General features: G+C 45.4%; 22 protein-coding genes. 12 read left to right on the top strand and 10 right to left on the bottom strand.

Features of this window, described 5'->3' with window-relative positions; translation table 11 throughout:
* Positions 1 to 37 precede the first annotated feature (37 nt).
* From QMG91_RS13310 to rlmM, 4 genes are read left to right on the top strand one after another with little or no spacing between them, the layout of a single operon-like run.
* Positions 38 to 943, top strand: coding sequence for a transcriptional regulator GcvA (locus QMG91_RS13310; protein WP_004408421.1), 906 nt, complete (start codon positions 38 to 40; stop codon positions 941 to 943).
* A complete protein-coding gene (locus tag QMG91_RS13305) occupies positions 940 to 1,560 on the top strand; it encodes an alpha/beta family hydrolase (protein ID WP_022591624.1) in 621 nt (206 codons plus the stop codon). The genes QMG91_RS13310 and QMG91_RS13305 overlap by 4 nt, the downstream gene beginning before the upstream one ends.
* Entirely contained in the window at positions 1,550 to 1,948 is a 399-nt protein-coding gene (locus QMG91_RS13300; protein ID WP_022603433.1) for a DUF423 domain-containing protein, read from the top strand. The genes QMG91_RS13305 and QMG91_RS13300 overlap by 11 nt, the downstream gene beginning before the upstream one ends.
* On the top strand, positions 1,945 to 3,036 hold the full coding sequence (gene rlmM, locus QMG91_RS13295; protein WP_022591622.1) for a 23S rRNA (cytidine(2498)-2'-O)-methyltransferase RlmM: 1,092 nt from the start codon (positions 1,945 to 1,947) through the stop codon (positions 3,034 to 3,036). The genes QMG91_RS13300 and rlmM overlap by 4 nt, the downstream gene beginning before the upstream one ends.
* Before the next feature lie 60 nt (positions 3,037 to 3,096).
* Here the strand turns inward: rlmM and QMG91_RS13290 are convergent, their stop codons facing one another.
* Genes QMG91_RS13290 through bepA form a run of 4 tightly spaced genes read right to left on the bottom strand, consistent with a single transcriptional unit; the run spans position 3,097 to position 5,959 of the window.
* On the bottom strand, positions 3,097 to 3,513 hold the full coding sequence (locus tag QMG91_RS13290) for a DUF2069 domain-containing protein (protein WP_045961653.1): 417 nt from the start codon (positions 3,511 to 3,513) through the stop codon (positions 3,097 to 3,099).
* A gap of 23 nt (positions 3,514 to 3,536) precedes the next feature.
* Positions 3,537 to 4,106, bottom strand: coding sequence for an NAD(P)H:quinone oxidoreductase (wrbA, locus tag QMG91_RS13285; protein ID WP_281827013.1), 570 nt, complete (start codon positions 4,104 to 4,106; stop codon positions 3,537 to 3,539).
* Complete coding sequence (gene arsC, locus QMG91_RS13280; protein ID WP_022594565.1) at positions 4,103 to 4,453, bottom strand: arsenate reductase (glutaredoxin); 351 nt, start codon at positions 4,451 to 4,453, stop codon at positions 4,103 to 4,105. The genes wrbA and arsC overlap by 4 nt, the downstream gene beginning before the upstream one ends.
* 48 nt (positions 4,454 to 4,501) lie before the next feature.
* Positions 4,502 to 5,959: a beta-barrel assembly-enhancing protease gene (bepA, locus tag QMG91_RS13275; protein ID WP_022591620.1), complete on the bottom strand. Its 1,458-nt coding sequence runs from the start codon at positions 5,957 to 5,959 to the stop codon at positions 4,502 to 4,504.
* A 497-nt stretch (positions 5,960 to 6,456) separates the two neighbouring features.
* Between bepA and QMG91_RS13270 the strand changes: the two genes are divergently transcribed.
* Together QMG91_RS13270 and QMG91_RS13265 are read left to right on the top strand one after the other, a co-directional pair.
* Positions 6,457 to 6,687, top strand: a complete 231-nt coding sequence (locus QMG91_RS13270; protein WP_004408411.1) for a sulfurtransferase TusA family protein — start codon at positions 6,457 to 6,459, stop codon at positions 6,685 to 6,687.
* A complete protein-coding gene (locus QMG91_RS13265) occupies positions 6,687 to 7,763 on the top strand; it encodes an AI-2E family transporter (protein WP_281827008.1) in 1,077 nt (358 codons plus the stop codon). Before QMG91_RS13270 ends, QMG91_RS13265 begins: the two co-directional genes overlap by 1 nt.
* 52 nt (positions 7,764 to 7,815) lie before the next feature.
* Here QMG91_RS13265 and bcp read toward each other — a convergent pair whose 3' ends face one another.
* Together bcp and QMG91_RS13255 are read right to left on the bottom strand one after the other, a co-directional pair.
* Positions 7,816 to 8,286, bottom strand: coding sequence for a thioredoxin-dependent thiol peroxidase (gene bcp / locus QMG91_RS13260; protein ID WP_022549951.1), 471 nt, complete (start codon positions 8,284 to 8,286; stop codon positions 7,816 to 7,818).
* A gap of 19 nt (positions 8,287 to 8,305) precedes the next feature.
* Positions 8,306 to 8,848 (bottom strand): glycine cleavage system transcriptional repressor, encoded by a 543-nt coding sequence (locus QMG91_RS13255; RefSeq protein WP_004408408.1) that lies wholly within the window; start codon positions 8,846 to 8,848, stop codon positions 8,306 to 8,308.
* A 300-nt stretch (positions 8,849 to 9,148) separates the two neighbouring features.
* On the opposite strand from QMG91_RS13255, the gene dapA reads away from it, so the two are divergent.
* Both dapA and bamC read left to right on the top strand, forming a co-directional pair.
* Positions 9,149 to 10,030 carry a 4-hydroxy-tetrahydrodipicolinate synthase gene (dapA, locus tag QMG91_RS13250; RefSeq protein ID WP_004408406.1) on the top strand — a complete coding sequence of 294 codons (882 nt, stop codon included), beginning with the start codon at positions 9,149 to 9,151 and terminating at the stop codon, positions 10,028 to 10,030.
* A gap of 47 nt (positions 10,031 to 10,077) precedes the next feature.
* Positions 10,078 to 11,103: an outer membrane protein assembly factor BamC gene (bamC, locus tag QMG91_RS13245; RefSeq protein WP_281827005.1), complete on the top strand. Its 1,026-nt coding sequence runs from the start codon at positions 10,078 to 10,080 to the stop codon at positions 11,101 to 11,103.
* A 70-nt stretch (positions 11,104 to 11,173) separates the two neighbouring features.
* Here the strand turns inward: bamC and QMG91_RS13240 are convergent, their stop codons facing one another.
* Genes QMG91_RS13240 through QMG91_RS13225 form a run of 4 tightly spaced genes read right to left on the bottom strand, consistent with a single transcriptional unit; the run spans position 11,174 to position 13,532 of the window.
* Entirely contained in the window at positions 11,174 to 11,353 is a 180-nt protein-coding gene (locus tag QMG91_RS13240) for a DUF2897 family protein (protein WP_004408404.1), read from the bottom strand.
* 1 nt (position 11,354) lies between these two features.
* Complete coding sequence (locus QMG91_RS13235; protein WP_281827003.1) at positions 11,355 to 12,029, bottom strand: M15 family metallopeptidase; 675 nt, start codon at positions 12,027 to 12,029, stop codon at positions 11,355 to 11,357.
* Complete coding sequence (gene dapE / locus QMG91_RS13230; protein WP_281827001.1) at positions 12,026 to 13,165, bottom strand: succinyl-diaminopimelate desuccinylase; 1,140 nt, start codon at positions 13,163 to 13,165, stop codon at positions 12,026 to 12,028. The genes QMG91_RS13235 and dapE overlap by 4 nt, the downstream gene beginning before the upstream one ends.
* A 16-nt stretch (positions 13,166 to 13,181) precedes the next feature.
* Complete coding sequence (locus QMG91_RS13225) at positions 13,182 to 13,532, bottom strand: ArsC family reductase (RefSeq protein WP_281826998.1); 351 nt, start codon at positions 13,530 to 13,532, stop codon at positions 13,182 to 13,184.
* 30 nt (positions 13,533 to 13,562) lie between these two features.
* Between QMG91_RS13225 and QMG91_RS13220 the strand changes: the two genes are divergently transcribed.
* From QMG91_RS13220 to QMG91_RS13205, 4 genes are all read left to right on the top strand, one after another.
* Entirely contained in the window at positions 13,563 to 15,191 is a 1,629-nt protein-coding gene (locus tag QMG91_RS13220; protein ID WP_281826996.1) for a recombinase family protein, read from the top strand.
* A 365-nt stretch (positions 15,192 to 15,556) separates the two neighbouring features.
* Positions 15,557 to 16,216, top strand: a complete 660-nt coding sequence (locus tag QMG91_RS13215) for an HNH endonuclease (protein WP_281826994.1) — start codon at positions 15,557 to 15,559, stop codon at positions 16,214 to 16,216.
* 276 nt (positions 16,217 to 16,492) lie between these two features.
* On the top strand, positions 16,493 to 17,029 hold the full coding sequence (locus QMG91_RS13210) for a recombinase family protein (protein ID WP_281826992.1): 537 nt from the start codon (positions 16,493 to 16,495) through the stop codon (positions 17,027 to 17,029).
* Between the two features lie 17 nt (positions 17,030 to 17,046).
* Positions 17,047 to 18,093, top strand: coding sequence for a phosphoribosyltransferase-like protein (locus QMG91_RS13205; RefSeq protein WP_281826990.1), 1,047 nt, complete (start codon positions 17,047 to 17,049; stop codon positions 18,091 to 18,093).
* Positions 18,094 to 18,096 lie beyond the last annotated feature (3 nt).

The following is an 18,096-nucleotide window of genomic DNA, read 5'->3' as shown; positions in this document are numbered from 1 at the left end:
ATAAAAAAAACTAATGCTTAGTTGAATTAGGTGAAACATGTCGAGACGTCTTCCCCCTCTCAATTCACTCCGTGTGTTTGAAGCAGCAGCCAGACACCTGAGTTTTACCCGAGCTGCTGAAGAACTCTTCGTTACTCAGGCGGCGGTTAGCCACCAAATTAAAACGTTAGAAGACTATTTAGGGCTGAAACTTTTCCGCCGTCGTAATCGATCATTGCTGCTTACTGAAGAAGGACAAAGCTACTTCCTGGACATCAAAGATGTCTTTACCTCGCTGGCAGAAGCGACAGATAAAGTGCTCGAACGTAGTGAGAAAGGGGCTTTGACCATCAGCTTACCCCCAAGTTTTGCGATTCAGTGGCTGGTTCCAAGGTTGGCGGATTTCAATCTGCAAGAGCCAGATATCGATGTTCGGATTAAAGCGGTTGATATGGATGAAGGTTCGCTGACGGATGATGTGGATGTAGCCATCTACTATGGTCGGGGAAACTGGTCAGGTTTGCGAGCAGATAAACTTTATCAGGAATGTTTGATTCCGGTCTGCTCTCCACAACTGTTATTGAGCAAAAAACCATTAGAATCTCTTGGGGATTTAAAACATCATACGTTATTGCACGACACATCCAGAAAAGATTGGAAACAATTTACTCGCATTCATGATATTGAAGGCGTGAATGTAAACCACGGCCCGATCTTCAGCCATTCCACCATGGTGCTGCAAGCGGCGGCTCACGGTCAGGGCGTTGCACTAGGTAATAACGTATTGGCACAACCTGAAATTGATGCTGGGCGGTTGGTGTGTCCGTTTGACGAAGTGCTAGTCAGCAAAAATGCCTTTTATGTTGTGTGTCATGAACAACAGGCGGATACCGGTCGGATCGCGACATTCCGAGATTGGATGTTGGCGAAAGCGGCAAAAGAACAAGAGGATTTTATTGAATGACCCAGGTGTTAATCGATGGAGAAGGTGACTTAACGTTTTTGTTTGCTCACGGCGCGGGTGCAGGCATGGAACACGAGTTTATGGAGCAGGTTGCCAAAGGCTTGTCTGGTCTTGGAATCCGTGTGGTTCGCTTTAATTTTCCTTACATGGTGAAACGCAGCGAAGACGGGAAGAAGCGCCCGCCTGATCGTGCGCCAAAATTACTGGAAGCCTTTCAAACCATTCTGGAAGACCAAGCTAACGGCAAGCCAGTGGTTATCGGTGGTAAATCCATGGGTGGAAGAATGGCTAGCCTGATGTCTGAGTCGGAACTTGTCAGTGGTATTACCTGCCTTGGTTTCCCGTTTCACCCACCGGGCAAGCCTGAAAACTACAAAGGCGACCATCTGGCTACGATAGCAAAACCTACCCTGATTCTTCAGGGAGAGCGAGATACTTTCGGGAAGAAAGAAGAGTGTTCCGACTTTGCTTTTTCAAAGAATGTCGAGCTCACTTTTATCCCAGATGGCGACCACAGTTTCAAACCCAGAAAAAGTTCGGGACATACTCAGGACAGCAATATTGAGTTAGCGGTATCCCACCTAGAACGATTCATTCGGAGTTGCTATGAAAAGTAAAACGATTCTTGCTACAGCAGGTTTCTTTGGTGCAACAGCGGTGATGCTCGGGGCATTTGCCGCTCACGGATTGAAAAAAATTCTCTCAGACTACCTTATTGGTGTTTTTGAGACCGGAGTTCAGTACCAGTTTGTCCACATGCTTGCCCTGATTTTGGTGGCGATTCTGCTGCAAAGAAATCTTGGTGAAAAGGCGCAAAAAGGACTGCGATTCGCCGCCATTTGCTTTATCATCGGCATCCTTTGTTTTAGTGGCAGCCTATACGCATTGGCACTGACTGGCATCAAATGGTTTGGTCCTATCACTCCGTTTGGTGGCGTAATGTTTATTGTGGGTTGGGTGAGCTTCACTATTGCTGCGTTAAGAATTGAAGAGGTGAAGTCGTGAAACACTTAATGCTCTACTGCCGCCAGGGTTTTGAAAAAGAGTGTGCAGGTGAGATCCAAGATCGTGCTACCCAGCTAGAGGTGTACGGTTTCCCGAGAGTACAAAAGAACACGGGTTATGTTCTGTTTGAATGCTATCAGGAAGGCGATGGTGCGAAACTGGCTCAGGAGCTGGACTTCAATTCGTTGATCTTTGCTCGTCAGATTTTTGCTGTGGCGGTAGAGTGTAAAGACCTTCCTCAAGATGACCGTATTTCTCCGATTCTGGAAGGGTTGACCGAATACGAAGATTTGCCACGCTGTGGCGACTTACGTGTTGAAACGCCCGACACCAACGAAGCCAAAGAACTTCTGAAGTTCTGCCGTAAATTTACGGTGCCACTGCGTCAGGCTTTGCGCGGAAAAGGTGTTCTTTACAATAAAGACAACCCGAAAAAACCAGTACTTCACGCTTGTTTTGTCGCACCAGGTCACTGCTTTGTTGGTTACTCCTTATCAGACAACAACTCTAAATTCTTTATGGGGATTCCAAGGCTCAAGTTCCCGGCAGATGCCCCGAGCCGTTCAACGCTTAAGCTGGAAGAAGCGTTCCACGTGTTCATTCCTAAAGAGGAGTGGGATACAAGACTGGCGTCGGGCATGTGGGCAACGGATTTGGGTGCTTGTCCTGGTGGCTGGACATATCAATTGGTTAAGCGGTCGATGTTCGTCCACGCGATTGACAATGGCATGATGGCGCAAAGTCTGATGGATACGGGTCAGGTGAAACACCACATGGAAGATGGCTTCAAGTTCGAGCCACCAAGAAAAAACGTCACCTGGCTGGTATGTGACATGATTGAAAAGCCTTCTCGTGTTGCTCAGTTGATGGGAGAATGGCTTATTAAAGGCTGGGCGAAAGAGACAATCTTCAACCTTAAGCTGCCGATGAAGGGGCGCTATGATGAAGTGCTTCAGGATATTGAAAACCTGAAAGTGTTCCTAATCGACAATAAGGTGAAATTCCGCCTTCAGGCTAAGCATCTGTATCACGACCGTGAAGAAATTACGGTGCACATTCAGTGCCTGTCTAATATTTCTCCTCACTAGGATGTATTTCCCTAGAAAGTAAAAAAACGCTCCTGACTGGAGCGTTTTTTGTATCAGCGTCTATTCTTCAAATCGCGCTTTTTCTTGCTTCTCGACCTCAGACAACTTGGTGAGTTTTAAACCCAGTTCCTTGCCACGATGCCTTGCATACAAGGTGTTTCCCATGAACGCCAAGGTGGTCAGCAGCAGCTCCACGATGGCTAACCAACGCTCCCCTTCATTGACATATAAAATGGTCAGTGAATGAAGAAAATACAGCATCAGAACAAAGTTCGCCCATGCATGAGTGTACGGTCTGCCAGCAAGAATCCCAGGCAGTGGCAGCAGCAATGGGACACTCCAGGCGATGGCTAATGTTATGTTGCTGATATGAGGGTGAGGGGACAGACTTAGCTGCCATAATAGTACCCAACCCAGCAACCCAATATTTCCAGCCAAAGCAAGATAACGAAACTTGATAGAGGATGTTTCTACCATCACAGATCCTTAGTCAACAGACCCTAGTTTTTCAGCTTCTTAGCGCATTCGCCCAGACGTTTACCGAGCGCGAAAGCAAGTTGTCCTTCATCGGATTGATTGGATTGTATCTGGCTTCCAAGGGTGGATGCACCATACGGTGTGCCACCTTGTGATGTGGTGTGCAAAGCAGGTTCAGAATATGGGATACCGAGCAGTATCATACCGTGATGAAACAGTGGCAACATCATGCTCTGAAGCGTGGTTTCCTGACCGCCATGCAGCGAAGATGAAGACGTAAAAACGCATGCTGGCTTATCAATGAGATCCCCTGCCACCCAAAGTGGGGTAGATGAATCCCAAAAATGCTTAAGAGGTGCCGCCATGTTACCGAACCACACGGGGCTTCCCATGGCTAAACCGTCGCATTGTTTCAGTTCATCGAGCGAAATGACGGGATCTTCCGGTTGTGAGACGCTTTCGCTAATTTCTTCTACCGTTCGGATGAGAGGTTCGCATCCCTCAACCGAAGAAACGCCACGGGCAATCTGACGCGCTAGTTTGCGCGTGCTACCGTGGCGGCTGTAGTAAAGGATAACGACCTTTACACTCATAGGATTTCTAAAACCTGCTCTGGCGGGCGACCAAGACGAGCAGCGTCACCCTTGATCACGATTGGGCGCTCGATAAGTTTTGGGTTGGCGACCATGGCTTCAAACAGTTGCTCGTCGGTTACTGAGGCATCCCCCAAATTAAGCGTTTTATAGATATCTTCTTTAGTGCGCATCATTTTGCGCACGCTATCAAGACCTAGCTGAGCAAAAACGGTTTTCAGTTGTTCGACCGTGAGGTCCGCATCAAGATACTTAACAACGTCTGGTGTAATGCCTTTTTCTTCTAGTAACGCCAGAGTCTGGCGGCTCTTAGAACAGCGTGGGTTGTGATAAATAGTGACCGACATGTCTTCTCCCAATTCTTGGTTTTGTAATACTTGTTTTTGTAGTGCTTATTAGTTCTGCAATGCATAGAAGCGATCGCGTTCCAGCCCAAGCTGGTCAATTCGCGCATCGTATCTTGCCTGTTTTAGGCTTCCCAGATCAACGAGCTTACTGGCTTCTGCGTAAAAGCTGATCGCCTGTTTCCAGTCAGCTTTGAGTGCGAAGATCTCTCCGCGCGCCGCCGCTTCTTCGTCACGTTTACCCTGCTTTCCAGAAGCATCAGACAGCAATGCCCAACCGTTCAAATCTTCTGGATGATCATGAGTATAGCGTTGAAGTAGTCGAGTCGCTTCAGCGTATTTGTCGCTCTCTATCATTAAGTTTGCGTAGTTAATGGTGAGAACTGGGTTATTCGGCTTTTTGTCCAGTGCTCGTTTTAACATGGCCAAACCTTTGTCGTACTCTTTTTTGTAAAGGTACAGATCTGAAAGCGCATCAAGATAAAAATTGTTGTTAGGATCCTGCTTGTCTAGCTCTACCAACAAGGCTTCTGCCTTATCCAGTTTTTTCAAATCCAGATACGCCAGCGCTTTACCGTATTTCAACGTAGGGACGATGTCCTTGTGCGCCTTCTTAAGGCGTCTGTCCATCCAGTCGATGGCAGCATCACTGTCGATACCAGCATGGCGAGCGATAATACGAGCCCGAGCCAGATGGTATTCAATGGAAGGGCCTAAGCGCTTCGGAGGCATACTCTGTGCTCTGGCACGGGAATCTGTGATTCGGTCTTCAGGCAGTGGGTGAGTTAATAGCATTGGTGGTGGCTTGCTCACGTATCGGAATTCATCCGCTAAACGACCAAAAAATCGGGGCATGGCCTGAGGGTCAAAACCCGCTTTGGACATGGTGACAATGCCAAAGCGATCCGCTTCTTTTTCATTAGAGCGGGTGTAGTTGATTTGGCTCTGGATCATTCCCGCCTGAGTAGCAGTAATGGCGGCAATACCGGCTTGCGGCGCGGCGACGGCTAACAGAAGTGAGCCGACCAAGGCAGCAATGGTTGCTGGCGAACGACGCGCTTGATCTTCCATTGCTCTTGCTAAGTGACGTTGAGTTACGTGAGCAATTTCGTGCGCGATAACTGAAGCGAGTTCGCTTTCTGAACGAGCATGCAAAAACAGCCCGGAATGCAGTGCGACATAGCCTCCGAAAAAGGCAAATGCGTTGATATCACGATCCTGAATCAGAAAGAAATTGAAAGGCGTTTTTACGTCATTGGCATGGGCGACAAGTTGGTGCCCAAGGTTGCTGATGTATTCATTTAAAACAGGGTCATGCACAATTGGCTGGCTTCTGCGCAACATGCGCATGTAAGCGTCCCCGTACTGCAGCTCCTGATCAATAGTCAGGGTGGAAGCAGCTGCCGTACCAATATCTGGCAATTCATACCCCGAATTCTGAGCAATCGCTGGCTGACCGATCAGGGCTGCCATGCTGAGATACAGGGTTGAACGAGTAAGTTTAAACATTCTGCTCCATCATATTGTCATTTTTATTTTTTATCGTTTTATTGGACTACTGAACACCTTTAAGGTTCGTTTAACGCGGTTCAGGTGCTGTTCTTTTCAACAATTAGCGCAGTTTAAAACGTTAAAAGCTCACAAATTTCGATACGTTTTGCCTCACATCTGCAATTGAAAATGGAGAACACGGGTCTAAATGTCATTATACCCAAGTGACCTCAAGATGCTTGGTTCAGCGAGATTTAATTGATTTTCAGGCAAGGCACCGATTTAAAGATTTAGTGGTTCTAAATCAAGAATCGGTAACGTAGCATGGGAATCAATTAAACTCGCCCTTGGGAGCTCATATTCTGTCACATTTCATCGTCAAAGAATTTGGAAAGGGCTCACCATTACGCTGCATTCTTTTCCTTGAACTGAAACAGAATATGAGTTCTGAATCCTGCATCTAGAGGTTATTTGGGTATAGAATACAGGCAATATAGTAAATATTGGGATTCAGAATGAACAGCTACACGCTTGATTTATGTGAAGAACGCTGCCCAATGGCGTTGCTGAAAGCAAAGCGGCGTGCAGCGAGTTTGAAAACGCAGGAAATGTTAGTCATTCATTCCAATGACAAAAGTTCAGTTCAAGATATGATACGATACTTCTCTTCTGCCCTCTTTTCGGTCCGATTGGAAGAGAATGAGAGTGTTTCCACGTTAACCGTAATAAGAGAGAGCAACACCTGATGTTTGATATGGTCAGCCGCTGGTATAAGCGACGTTTTTCCGACCCTCATGCTGTTAGTCTGGTAGCCATTCTGTTATTTGGCTTTGCCACTATCTATTTCTTCGGACATTTGATTGCTCCACTATTGGTTGCCATTGTGATTGCCTACCTGCTTGAATGGCCGGTCACTCAAATGATTCGTCTTGGTTTACCCCGTACTGCTGCGGTACCGATCGTCGTGCTCGCATTCCTTGGATTGATGTTAATGGCCATTTTTGGCTTGATGCCGACTATCTGGAGTCAGGTTGGTAACCTTATTAACGACATTCCGAATATGTATAACGGGCTGCAAGGGTTTATCGCCTCGATACCAGAAAAGTACCCCGAGCTTGCTAACCTTCAGATTGTGGAATCCATAGTCTCAAATGCCAAAAATAAAGTACTGGGCTTGGGCGAAAGTGTCGTTAAAGGTTCATTGGCGTCTTTGGTCAGCATTGCGACCCTGGCTGTATACCTGATTCTTGTGCCTCTTTTGGTTTTCTTCCTTCTTAAAGACAAAGCCGAAATGCTCTCTATGCTAAGTGGCTTTCTTCCAGAAAACCGACGTTTGGCAACCAAGGTCTGGCGTGAAATGAACCAGCAGATTTCGAACTACATTCGAGGCAAGGTGATGGAAATCCTTATCGTTGGTGGTGTCAGCTACGTCACCTTTGCGATTCTGGATTTAAGATACTCAGTACTTCTGGCGGTTGCCGTAGGGTTGTCGGTATTGATTCCTTACATTGGCGCAGCCGCAGTGACCGTGCCTGTTGCTATCGTTGGTCTGTTCCAGTGGGGGCTCACTTCAGAGTTTTACTGGTTACTGATCGCCTATTGCATTATTCAGGCGCTGGATGGAAACGTATTGGTTCCGGTTTTGTTTTCTGAGGCAGTCAACCTGCACCCAGTCGCCATCATTGTTTCAGTTCTGGTTTTTGGAGGGCTCTGGGGATTCTGGGGCGTTTTCTTCGCTATTCCGCTGGCCACGTTAGTCAAGGCGGTAATAAACGCCTTACCCAATACGGAATCTAAAACCTCGATAGCCGAAGCTGAATAGAAAAAAAGACCTCTGATTAGAGGTCTTTTTTGTATCTGAAAGTGGTTTGCTGTTACGCAGATTGTTTTAGGTAATCCAATACCACTTCATGGTGCGTTTTGGTTTTGAACTTGTTGAACACATGCTCAATCACACCTTCTTCGTTAATCAGGAAGCTGATGCGATGAAGCCCGTCATACACTTTACCCATGAATTTTTTCTCGCCCCAGACACCAAACTGTTCAGCGACTGCGTGGTCTTCGTCTGAAAGAAGCGTGAAGTTCAGGTTGTCGCGCTCAATAAATTTGCCCAGACGTTTTACTGGGTCGATGCTGACACCCAGAACGACAATATTATGTTCATCCAGTTCAGCTTTTACGTCGCGCAAGCCTTGTGCCTGAACCGTACAGCCGGGTGTCATGGCTTTAGGGTAGAAGTAGAACAACACTTTTTTGCCTTTAAAGTCAGACAAAGTCACTGTGTTGCCGTCTTGATCGAGAAGTGAGAAGGCAGGTGCCGGAGTACCAGCAGTCAAAGTTTCCATTGAGCGATCCTTTAATTTTTTATTGGCTGTTTTTTATGAAATTCAGGGACCCTTGAACCGACAGTTCAGTGCATAGCGTCTGGAATTCCTCTTCCAGTTGCATCAGATTACACTCACCATCTACATGGGCAGTTAACGCAATATGAAATTGATTTTTTTCTTTTTCAACCTTTGCTTTATCTATCGTCTGCGCACTCAGCGAAGACATTCCGATTTGGCGGTCGGCAAAGAATTGCGTGAACTTTTCGGTCAGACCCATTTTGTCTTCCGATTCGACAAAGACTTCGATGCGGTAAACATGTTCTGGGTCTTGATGAGGAGAGGTACGTTTCATGATCGTAATTAGATCATGTTCTTGTCCCATAAGTGGGAGACTGGTTTCAACGCGTGCCAGACTGTTGTTATTGCCAGATAACAGCATGATGAGGGTGAATTCGCTACCAAACAGTGCGATTCGGCTGTCGATAATATTACAACCTGACTCAGTGACCAGATGAGTTATTTGGTTACTGATACCCGGGCGATCCGTACCAATAGCGGTTATCACTAGATGTTGTAACATGGGGAAGCAATTTTTCGATAAGTCTTATTCTGCATCGTAGCACAGTTCCTTTGAGATAGCCTGATAGCGGGGTGGTAAATTCTGTTCTCTGACACGAAAAAATCGCCGCTCTGCTAAAAAAACAGCCAATCCATGCTTAACCTCCAATTATTGACGCGAGTTTGTCATCTAAGGCGGTCTGAACCCTTGTTTTAATCAAGGATGTTAAAGTACCATGCTAGAAACCCATTTGAGCGTAGACGTACCCGTTTGGGGAGGCTTTAACGCCATTTGGTATAAAAAATTATTAAGGAGATGGACATGTTTTCTGGAAGCTGGGTTGCGCTTTTGACACCGTTTAATGAAGAAGGTGAAGTGGATTTCGAAAGCCTAAAGCAACTTGTTGAGTACCACGTTGACGCCGGTACAGATGGAATTGTCGCGGTAGGCACGACAGGAGAATCTGCCACTTTAACAATTGAAGAGCATGTCAAAGTTGTGAATAAGGCAGTGGAATACGCAAATGGTCGTATTCCTATCGTGGCTGGTACAGGTGCGAATGCAACGCACGAATCGGTTACGTTTAGCCGATTGCTTCAAGGTTCTGGCATTGTTGGTGTTCTGAGTGTTACGCCTTACTACAATAAGCCAACTCAGGAAGGTTTGTACCAGCACTACAAAGCCATCTCTGAAGCGAGTGATGTGCCGATCATTCTTTACAACGTACCTGGGCGTACGGCTGTTGATCTTCAACCTCAAACTGTTGCGCGTCTTGCCGAGCTTGAAAACATCGTTGCGATCAAAGATGCGACAGGTGATTTGGAACGAGTTGCAATTCACCGTGAACTTTGTGGCGAAGATTTTATCTTACTAAGTGGCGATGACTCTACAGGTCTTGAATTCTGTAAACTAGGTGGTCATGGCGTTATCTCTGTTACCAACAATATTGCGGCAGCAGACATGGCGAAAATGATGCATCTTGCAAAAGATGGTGAATTTGAAGAAGCAGCACAAATCAACCAACGTTTGATGACTCTGCACAAGAACCTGTTTATTGAGGCAAGCCCAATCCCTGTAAAATGGGCCGCTCATCAGTTGGGTCTTATCAAATGTGGTCACCTAAGACTGCCAATGACCGAGCTGTCCGAGCAAGCACAACCAGTGATTTCAAAATCTCTGGCAGAAGCAGGAATCCAAGCATAAACGTTGATCCCGAAGCTTTGCGCTTCGGGAAACATTTAGGAGTTTTAATGAAGTTTTCACGTCAGCTAGTGACTGGTTCGCTGGCTGTTTTCGTACTGGCTGCTTGTTCAAGCGACCCGTCTTCTCGCCGTCAGGCAAAAGATGATTTTACCTATCTTGAAACCAAGCCTCTGAAAGAGTGGTCGCTACCTCAGGGTGCGACGCCTCAGTTCTACCCTAACTACGATATCCCTGCTGGTGAGTACACTGGCGGCATTGGTAAGAGCGTTGATATTCGTCCACCTCAACAAATTCTGGATCTGATTCCAGGAGCGCGTTCTGAAGTGAAAGAAGGTGAAGCAACGTTATGGTTAGTTCGTGAATCGGAACAGGAAAAAGTGTGGCGCACAGCGCTTCAGATGATTTCTAATCAAGGTATTGGTCTGCGTGATAACACGTCAAATCGTATTGAAACGGACTGGGTCACCTGGAGATCGGAGGACGAAGACACAGACATTGGTAGTCGATATTTGCTGGAGCGTTTTGAGTCTAATCGCCGATATGGTTTTAAGATTTCACTGATCGACTGGCGTGAAGGCAATCAGGTAAAACCTGTGAAAGCGACCGACAAAGAGCGCTACAACATTTTAATGACTAACCTGGTTACCTCAACGTACGACAATAATCTTCGTGCTGAGGCTGCGCTGAAAGCGCAAGAGCTTGTGAAGCGTATTCCTATTAGCCTGGGTAAAGACCGAAGCGGGCTACCTGTCATCATTGCACGTGCACCTTATGCTACGTTGTGGCAGCACATGCCAACCATCCTGCCGCAGATTGGGTTTGAAATCGAAGATCGCAACCAGTCTCAGGGCATCATAAAAGTGAAGTACGCTAAGCCAGATGATGAGTTTTGGCAGAAGATTGGTATGAAACCACTGGATTTGAGTGGCAGTTCGTTTACGTTCCTGATGGGGGATTTAGATAACCGAACTTCTATCAACGTGACAGACAGTTCTGATAAACCAATCAACGAGCAATTGCTGACCGACTTAGCGCCAATTCTGGCGAAAGTCGCTGAAAACTCCGTTCAGTAACATCACAGTTCGATGAAATAGAAAAAGGTGCCAATGGCACCTTTTTTGTGTTCATTTTTCGCAATTATCGTCAATCTTGCTTCTTCTGCTGGTTGTCTTTATCCAGATCGTTCAGCTTATCCAGGTCGCTTTTCCCTCTTTCAACCTGCGTAAACTTCATTTTTGCTGTGTACTTTAATGCGGCGATATTGCCAATCACGACCGCTAATACAATGATAATGATAACCCAAGGGTTGGTGAGAAATTCCATTCTAATCCCCTACGTTGTTGATGAAGCGATTGTATATGGTATAAAGCATGGGGAGAACGATTTGCAGCCCTTCAATGGGGGAAATGTGCAACGTCTCTCGGATTGTTTCCACATTCAAAGCGTTCAAATTGGGTTTTGCTACCGCTTCAAAACTGATGTGCCAGGGCTCGATGGCTACTCCGCCTAAATCATTCTGATAAGGCAGATAGAACCCGAAGGATTGCATTTCCTGACTTAACCAGTCTGAAAAGGCTTTTTGATGACCTGTCTGGTATTCCCAGGGCTCCAGTTGCAGGCTCATTCCTTCAGGCAGACAGTTTTTGGCGTAAACGTCAAAATCGGTTCCCCAGTGATGGCGACTCGCGCCGGGCAATGCAGACCAACGCAATATTGCCAGCACTTTTTCTTCGTCCGACAAAGAAGCAGGGTCAATGGGTTGAGACTGGTTATCGAGAATCACTCTCTGACCAGAGTACTTAGCATCCCATATCGCCTTCTGACGGTGATAATCGCGAAACCCGCTGGCAATACCTAACTCAAATCCAGCCTTTTCTGCCTGGTGGTAAAGCTTTTCTAAAGCTTCTCCGGCCAAAGGGTGAGCGAGTACCGACTGAGTGCCTATCTGGCACTCAGTTAGGTGGTTTTGAGTCAGTCCTGTCAGCGATTCACGGCTCATTTGTCTGCCAGTAACTCTTCAAGCGTAACTTGGTACATGTCGGTCAGTAGCTCTAGATCAGCAACACTAACACACTCATTCACTTTGTGGATAGTGGCGTTAACAGGACCGAGTTCAATAACCTGGGCTCCCATTCGAGCAATAAAGCGACCATCAGATGTTCCACCAGTTGTTAGTAGTTCTGGCTTCTTGTGATTCACTTTCTCAACGGCAGTCACAATGGCATCTTTCAGTGCACCTGCATCTGTTAAGAATGGGTGACCACTTAGTGTCCATTCCAGATCGTAATCCAATCCGTATGAATCCAGTGTGGAATGAACGCGACGCTTAATGTCTTCATCCGTCAGTTCAGTACTGAAACGGAAGTTGAACTGGACGTTAAACTCTCCTGGAATGACGTTAGAAGCCCCAGTACCAGATTGCAGGTTTGGGATCTGGAAACTGGTTGGTGGGAAATAGTCGTTGCCATCATCCCACTTAGTCGCCGCCAATTCAGCCAAAGCTGGCAGTGCTTGATGCACTGGGTTGTTCGCCAGGTGAGGGTATGCCACGTGCCCTTGTGTTCCTTTCACGACAAGATCGCCAGTGATAGAGCCGCGACGACCATTTTTCACTACGTCACCCACATGATGGGTACTGGAAGGTTCACCGACAATACACATGTCGATTATCTCGTTGCGCTCCACTAATGTATCAACGACACGAGTGGTACCATTGATAAATGGTCCTTCTTCATCTGAAGTAATAAGGAAAGCAATCGAGCCTTTGTGATCTGGGTTTTCAGTCACGAAACGTTCGACCGCAACCACCATACATGCCAGTGAACCTTTCATGTCAGCAGCCCCACGTCCGTGGAGGTGGCCATCAATAACCGTTGGCTCGAACGGAGGGGTGTGCCATTGCTCTAATGGACCAGCTGGCACGACATCAGTGTGTCCTGCAAAAGCAAACAGAGGTGCTTCTGTACCACGGCGTGCCCAGAAGTTAGTGGTGTCTTCAAACACCATCACTTCAATTTCAAACCCTAGCGCCTTTAAGCGTTCGATCATAACTTCCTGGCAGCCTTCATCCAGTGGCGTTACTGAAGGGCGGCTAATGAGATCTTTGGCTAGCGCCAATACTGGGCTGTCTGTCATCCTTGAAAATCCTTACTTACTTGAAAATATCTTGGTACTGATCGGCTTTAAAACCGATGTGGTAGGCATCTTCTACCAAAAGAATAGGGCGTTTAATCATCGCAGGGTGCTCGACCAGCAATTCAATTGCCGATTGTTCATTCAGCGAGTCTTTTTGTTCTTGTGAAAGCTGACGGAAGGTTGTGCCGCGCTTATTCAAAACCTGTTCCCAACCCAGTTGTTGGCAAAAGGTTTCAACCATAGATTTATCGATTCCCTGTTTGCGGTAATCGTGAAATTCGTATGCGATGTTTTCAGCGTCTAACCACTTTTTTGCTTTCTTAATTGTGTCGCAATTTGCAGGGGTTCCGTACATAATAATAGTCATTCGGGTACATCCATTTAGTGGAGTAAAAATATGAAGACAGCTTACAGTTACATTCGTTTTAGCTCAAGCCGACAAGCGGATGGCGACTCCATTAGAAGGCAGACAGAGCTTGCTCAAGCGTATGCGGATGAGCATGAACTGGATTTGCAGGATGTATCCATTAGTGATTTTGGAGTGAGTGCATTTCGAGGTTCAAACGCAACAGAAGGCGCTTTAGGTACATTCTTAAAGCTCGTTGATGAACAAAAAATAGATTCGGATTGCTATCTACTTGTCGAGTCATTTGACAGGCTGAGTCGTCAAGCGGTTGAGGATGCTTTGGCTTTGTTACTCCAAGTCGTAAACAGGGGGATAACACTCGTCACGTTGTCAGATAACCATGTTTATAAACGTGGTGAGCTTGATATGACAAAGTTGATTCTCTCCATAGTTACTATGAGTCGAGCCAATGAAGAATCTGAAATGAAATCTCAGAGAACTTCCGCTGCGTGGAGTAAGGCTCGTATCGATGCCTTGAATGGTATCAAAGTTAAAAACTCAAGATTACCAGATTGGCTGAGTTGGAATGAGGATAAAACGGACTTTGTCGTTAACCATTCTGCCAAGGAAATTGTGCAGCGTGTGTTTCAACTGTCTGCTGGTGGTTCTGGGATTGAAATTATCGCAAGGACATTGAACGAGGAAGGTTCTAGGACGTTTAAGCAAGGCAAGGGTTGGCGTTCTAGTGGAATCTCCAAGTTATTGAGAAACAGAGCCGTTATAGGTGAGTTCCAGTTTTATCAAAAAGATGAGCAGGGTAAAAGAGTGCCAGTAGGGGAGCCGATAGCAAATTATTATCCTGAACTTGTCTCAAAGCAGCTTTTTCTCACGGTTCAGCAAGGTATGGATTTGCGTAACAAACGTGGCTCAGGTAATCGCTTTGGACAATTTACTAATTTGTTTACGGGGCTTATTCGCTGCGGAGAGTGTGGTGCTGCCGTTGTCACAAGCAGCCAAACAACTAAAACGCCTCAAGGCTATCTAAAATGCACATTGAGGTGTGAATCTAAAGCTCGGATGAACTATAAATACACTGAACCGCAAGTACTCAGTGCTTTGAGTTCATTGCAATCGGTAATCGAGAAATATCGAGCTCCAATCAGTGATGAAACTGCTTCATTAGAGCTTGAAGTTAGGGCTTTAAATGAGCAAGTTGCCACTTTAGAATCGCTGTTGGACAGAGCTTTCACTCCAAAAGTTGCTGAAAAGCTGCAAGAAGCTGAGTTGCAGCTAGCTACCACTAAACAACAGTTAGAACTTGAGCAGCAACGTATCGCTGCGCAGATAAATAGAGAGCAAATTGTTTTGGGTTTGGAGCCACTTGAATCAATTGATGAACGTAGAGCTTTTAACTCAAAATTGCGCACTGTAATTGATAAAATTGAAATGATTGAGCATCCACATAAGAAGGGATCGGCGTTGATTTATGTTATCAATGGCAGCCCTGTGATGGAGCAGCACTTTACTAAGCTTAAAGGTGCTCATGGTACTAGCTCTGAAGTTTATGAACTGCACAGTGATGATGTTCCGACTTATCTTGGGAGAACGACAAGCAAAAAACCACTTGAGTTTATCGTCGAAGAGTCTGGAGATGTGTTGTCCTTCATGCCTGCTCAGTAGGCATCAAGTGAACTAATTTCTTGTCATGTAGTCTAAATCGTACCATGTTTCAGCATGGTATACCTATGATAGTTGGGTGGTTATAAGTGGTATCCCCCAACTCTACCTATTCACCACATCAACTGATTTTTGCCTTTGTGGCAATTCTTCGATGCTTAAATACCCAGTATTTACAATGAGAATTTAAATTTAGGTATCGTCGTAACCACCCCAATCTACGTATATCACTCACTATACGTGTATTTAAAAACTCGATTTGAAATGTAGCGATGTCACAGACGGCTAGGAATGCCCGTCATACCTAGTTTTTTTCTGTGACATTTGCGCTACAAACATGGGATTTTGTGACTTTTCAAGGAATGAATATGAACGTCATCAAACGCTTCCGTGATGGATACGGAAAACACACTAAAGAAGTAAAAATAGCTAACGTTGAAGGGCAACTTGTAGCCCTAATCAGCCTAGGAAAGCGAAAGGTCGCCATGATAGACCTTTGCGATATTGAATTGCTCTCAGAGCGCAGTTTTTACGCTCAGCAGCGTAATGATGGTAATTGGGTAGCGAGATGCTCTCAAGACAGTAAACTGCTTCACAGGCTCATTGAGAGCCCTGAGCGAGGGCAAGAAGTCGACCATGTAGACCAAAATACGTTAAATAATCGCAGAGGAAACTTGCGTGTATGCAGTTCACGTCAAAACAATCTAGCCAAGGATAATCAGCCTAGCTATAAGCACTGGTTCGGGGTTAAACGGGTACATGACTACTTTCGAGCGTGGGACGCAGAAGAAAAGAAATGGGTTGGAAAATTTTCGACAGCTAGACACGCCGCACTGCACCGTGATGATAGCTACCAAGCTGAGTATTTTCACACCTCATATGAAGAGCCCCACCATTCATATGGCTTCATTCAATGGAACTTTGATTCCCCCAAACAGGCTCATTACATGGATGATTATCTGTTTGACCGAGCAAATGAAGCAGGTTGGGAAAGTCACTATTTAGCTGAAGAACTAGCTTTGCTCTAGTTCAATATCCGTATTGTCGCTTGTTAAAAGAAAGATGTGGAGACGTTTTGACTCTCAGGGGTTCACATTCACTTATAGCGAGGAAATAGACTTGAAAATCAAACAATTTATCTTAGAACTTTTAATTATTCGAGGTTTGGAAGTTCTCATTGCAATTCTAAATGAAGCTCTCGCCCGTAGAGCAAAATGACATCAATTATCTACATGATTTTAAAACTAAAATATGGCAAAATTTATCGTAAGTGTTTGCCATATTCCTATTTTTAAGGAGCAAGCATGGCAACCGTAGGTTATGCAAGGGTTAGCACAATAGGGCAAAACCTTGAAGCGCAGCTAAATGTACTAAAAGATTGCGATATTATCTTCCAAGAGAAAGAATCTGGTGCTAACGCAGAACGGGAAGAACTGTCCCGAATGCTCAAGTACGTAAGGCAGGGTGATACTGTCAAAATAACTAAGCTGTGCAGGTTGGCGCGAAATACCAAGCATTTACTTGAAGTTGTTGAGACTCTTGATGATAAACAGGTATCACTTCAGGTTTTAAATCTCGGAATAGATACTTCTAGCCCAACAGGGCGCCTAATGGTAACACTAATTGGAGCTATCGCTACGTTTGAGCGCCAACTTCTCTTGGAACGTCAGGCTGAAGGAATAGCACTGGCTAAACAGAAAGGTAAATATAAAGGACGTAAACCGACAGCCAGAGCCAAACAAGCTCAAATTCGAGATATGCTCGCAGAAGGCAAGAGTAAATCGCAGGTTGCGAAAGATCTTGGAATTAGCCTTTCTAGCGTATATAGGTTGAAACCATAAGTTTTTAAGGATTTATAGTGTCTTTGATTGCCCCACCCCCTCCACCACCGCCGCCGCTGTTAACGTTGCCGCAGCTTTGTGAAGAAATTGCCGCTGTTATTCGTGAGTATCAAAATAGAAACTACGATGCAACACATGTCGAAACTTGGATTGCACAATTTGACGAGCCTGAAAGGCGTATTGTGCTCGAAGAAACTAAACGTTTACTGAAGGGCAACTACTTAACACTTAGTGACTTTAAAAATTTCATCGAGCAAGTTGTTGAATACCTGTATGTGATTCAGCGTGTAAACTGGAACTGTATGTCGTTTCTAGACTTGCAAAAAAATGGAAGTAGTCAGCGTGAATTAGTGGCTTTAATGCAGAGATATGTCAGTGTGAGAGCGCCGCATAGTTTATCTGGCATACATGTTAATCAATATGCAAACATCAATACGTTCGTGTATCTAGATGACGTGGTTTTCTCCGGCAATCGGCTATATCAAGACTTACGCGACTGGATAGAGACAACTGCACCTAATGACTGCACAGTTTACATCCCCGTAATGGGCTATTATGTTTATGGGCAATGGAAAACCCATAATCTTCTTGTCGAAGCAGCAAACAATGCCAATAAAAATATCAACTTTATCTTTAGATGTTTAGGTCGAGCTGGAGTGAAAGAAAATCGTGTTTCTCAACGAAATGGAGCTCAAGTATTTTGGCCTATGCCTAGTGTGGCTGGTGAACCTGGAGTTACTCAGTTTTTAGAGGGCCTTACATACCCTTTCAGCTATAGAAACTTTAATTTCTCATCAACTTTTGGGGCTTCACGCAGAGAACGTTTTGAGAACATAATGGTTAAGTACGGTCTAAGGATTATTGGATTCTCTGCAGACCCTCATTTTTTGTTGAAGCCTTTAGGGTATAGCTCGCTTGACGGATTTGGCTTTGGGGCTACTACATTTTCTTATAGAAACTGCCCTAACAATGCACCATTGGCTTTTTGGTGGGGGGATGCAAATGCTGACTCTTGGAGTCCGCTAAGCCGATGGTATCCTTTGATGCCAAGAATAACTTATTGAATA

Origin of the sequence: Vibrio nigripulchritudo (assembly GCF_027924785.1) — a bacterium.
Classification (GTDB): Bacteria; Pseudomonadota; Gammaproteobacteria; order Enterobacterales; family Vibrionaceae; genus Vibrio; species Vibrio nigripulchritudo.
Note: the sequence above shows the minus strand (reverse complement) of the source record. Positions and strands in the feature narration are given on the sequence as shown.

Coding starts and splice junctions, on each gene's coding strand:
- QMG91_RS13265 (WP_281827008.1), top strand. CDS start 6,687: ATGTTTGATATGGTCAGCCGCTGGTATAAGCGACGTTTTTCCGACCCT.
- QMG91_RS13235 (WP_281827003.1), bottom strand. CDS start 12,029: ATGAGCCGTGAATCGCTGACAGGACTGACTCAAAACCACCTAACTGAG.
- bcp (WP_022549951.1), bottom strand. CDS start 8,286: ATGGAAACTTTGACTGCTGGTACTCCGGCACCTGCCTTCTCACTTCTC.
- QMG91_RS13305 (WP_022591624.1), top strand. CDS start 940: ATGACCCAGGTGTTAATCGATGGAGAAGGTGACTTAACGTTTTTGTTT.
- QMG91_RS13240 (WP_004408404.1), bottom strand. CDS start 11,353: ATGGAATTTCTCACCAACCCTTGGGTTATCATTATCATTGTATTAGCG.
- bepA (WP_022591620.1), bottom strand. CDS start 5,959: ATGTTTAAACTTACTCGTTCAACCCTGTATCTCAGCATGGCAGCCCTG.
- arsC (WP_022594565.1), bottom strand. CDS start 4,453: ATGTCGGTCACTATTTATCACAACCCACGCTGTTCTAAGAGCCGCCAG.
- QMG91_RS13220 (WP_281826996.1), top strand. CDS start 13,563: ATGAAGACAGCTTACAGTTACATTCGTTTTAGCTCAAGCCGACAAGCG.
- dapA (WP_004408406.1), top strand. CDS start 9,149: ATGTTTTCTGGAAGCTGGGTTGCGCTTTTGACACCGTTTAATGAAGAA.
- wrbA (WP_281827013.1), bottom strand. CDS start 4,106: ATGAGTGTAAAGGTCGTTATCCTTTACTACAGCCGCCACGGTAGCACG.
- bamC (WP_281827005.1), top strand. CDS start 10,078: ATGAAGTTTTCACGTCAGCTAGTGACTGGTTCGCTGGCTGTTTTCGTA.
- QMG91_RS13300 (WP_022603433.1), top strand. CDS start 1,550: ATGAAAAGTAAAACGATTCTTGCTACAGCAGGTTTCTTTGGTGCAACA.
- QMG91_RS13290 (WP_045961653.1), bottom strand. CDS start 3,513: ATGGTAGAAACATCCTCTATCAAGTTTCGTTATCTTGCTTTGGCTGGA.
- QMG91_RS13255 (WP_004408408.1), bottom strand. CDS start 8,848: ATGTTACAACATCTAGTGATAACCGCTATTGGTACGGATCGCCCGGGT.
- QMG91_RS13310 (WP_004408421.1), top strand. CDS start 38: ATGTCGAGACGTCTTCCCCCTCTCAATTCACTCCGTGTGTTTGAAGCA.
- QMG91_RS13210 (WP_281826992.1), top strand. CDS start 16,493: ATGGCAACCGTAGGTTATGCAAGGGTTAGCACAATAGGGCAAAACCTT.
- QMG91_RS13215 (WP_281826994.1), top strand. CDS start 15,557: ATGAACGTCATCAAACGCTTCCGTGATGGATACGGAAAACACACTAAA.
- QMG91_RS13225 (WP_281826998.1), bottom strand. CDS start 13,532: ATGACTATTATTATGTACGGAACCCCTGCAAATTGCGACACAATTAAG.
- QMG91_RS13270 (WP_004408411.1), top strand. CDS start 6,457: ATGAACAGCTACACGCTTGATTTATGTGAAGAACGCTGCCCAATGGCG.
- dapE (WP_281827001.1), bottom strand. CDS start 13,165: ATGACAGACAGCCCAGTATTGGCGCTAGCCAAAGATCTCATTAGCCGC.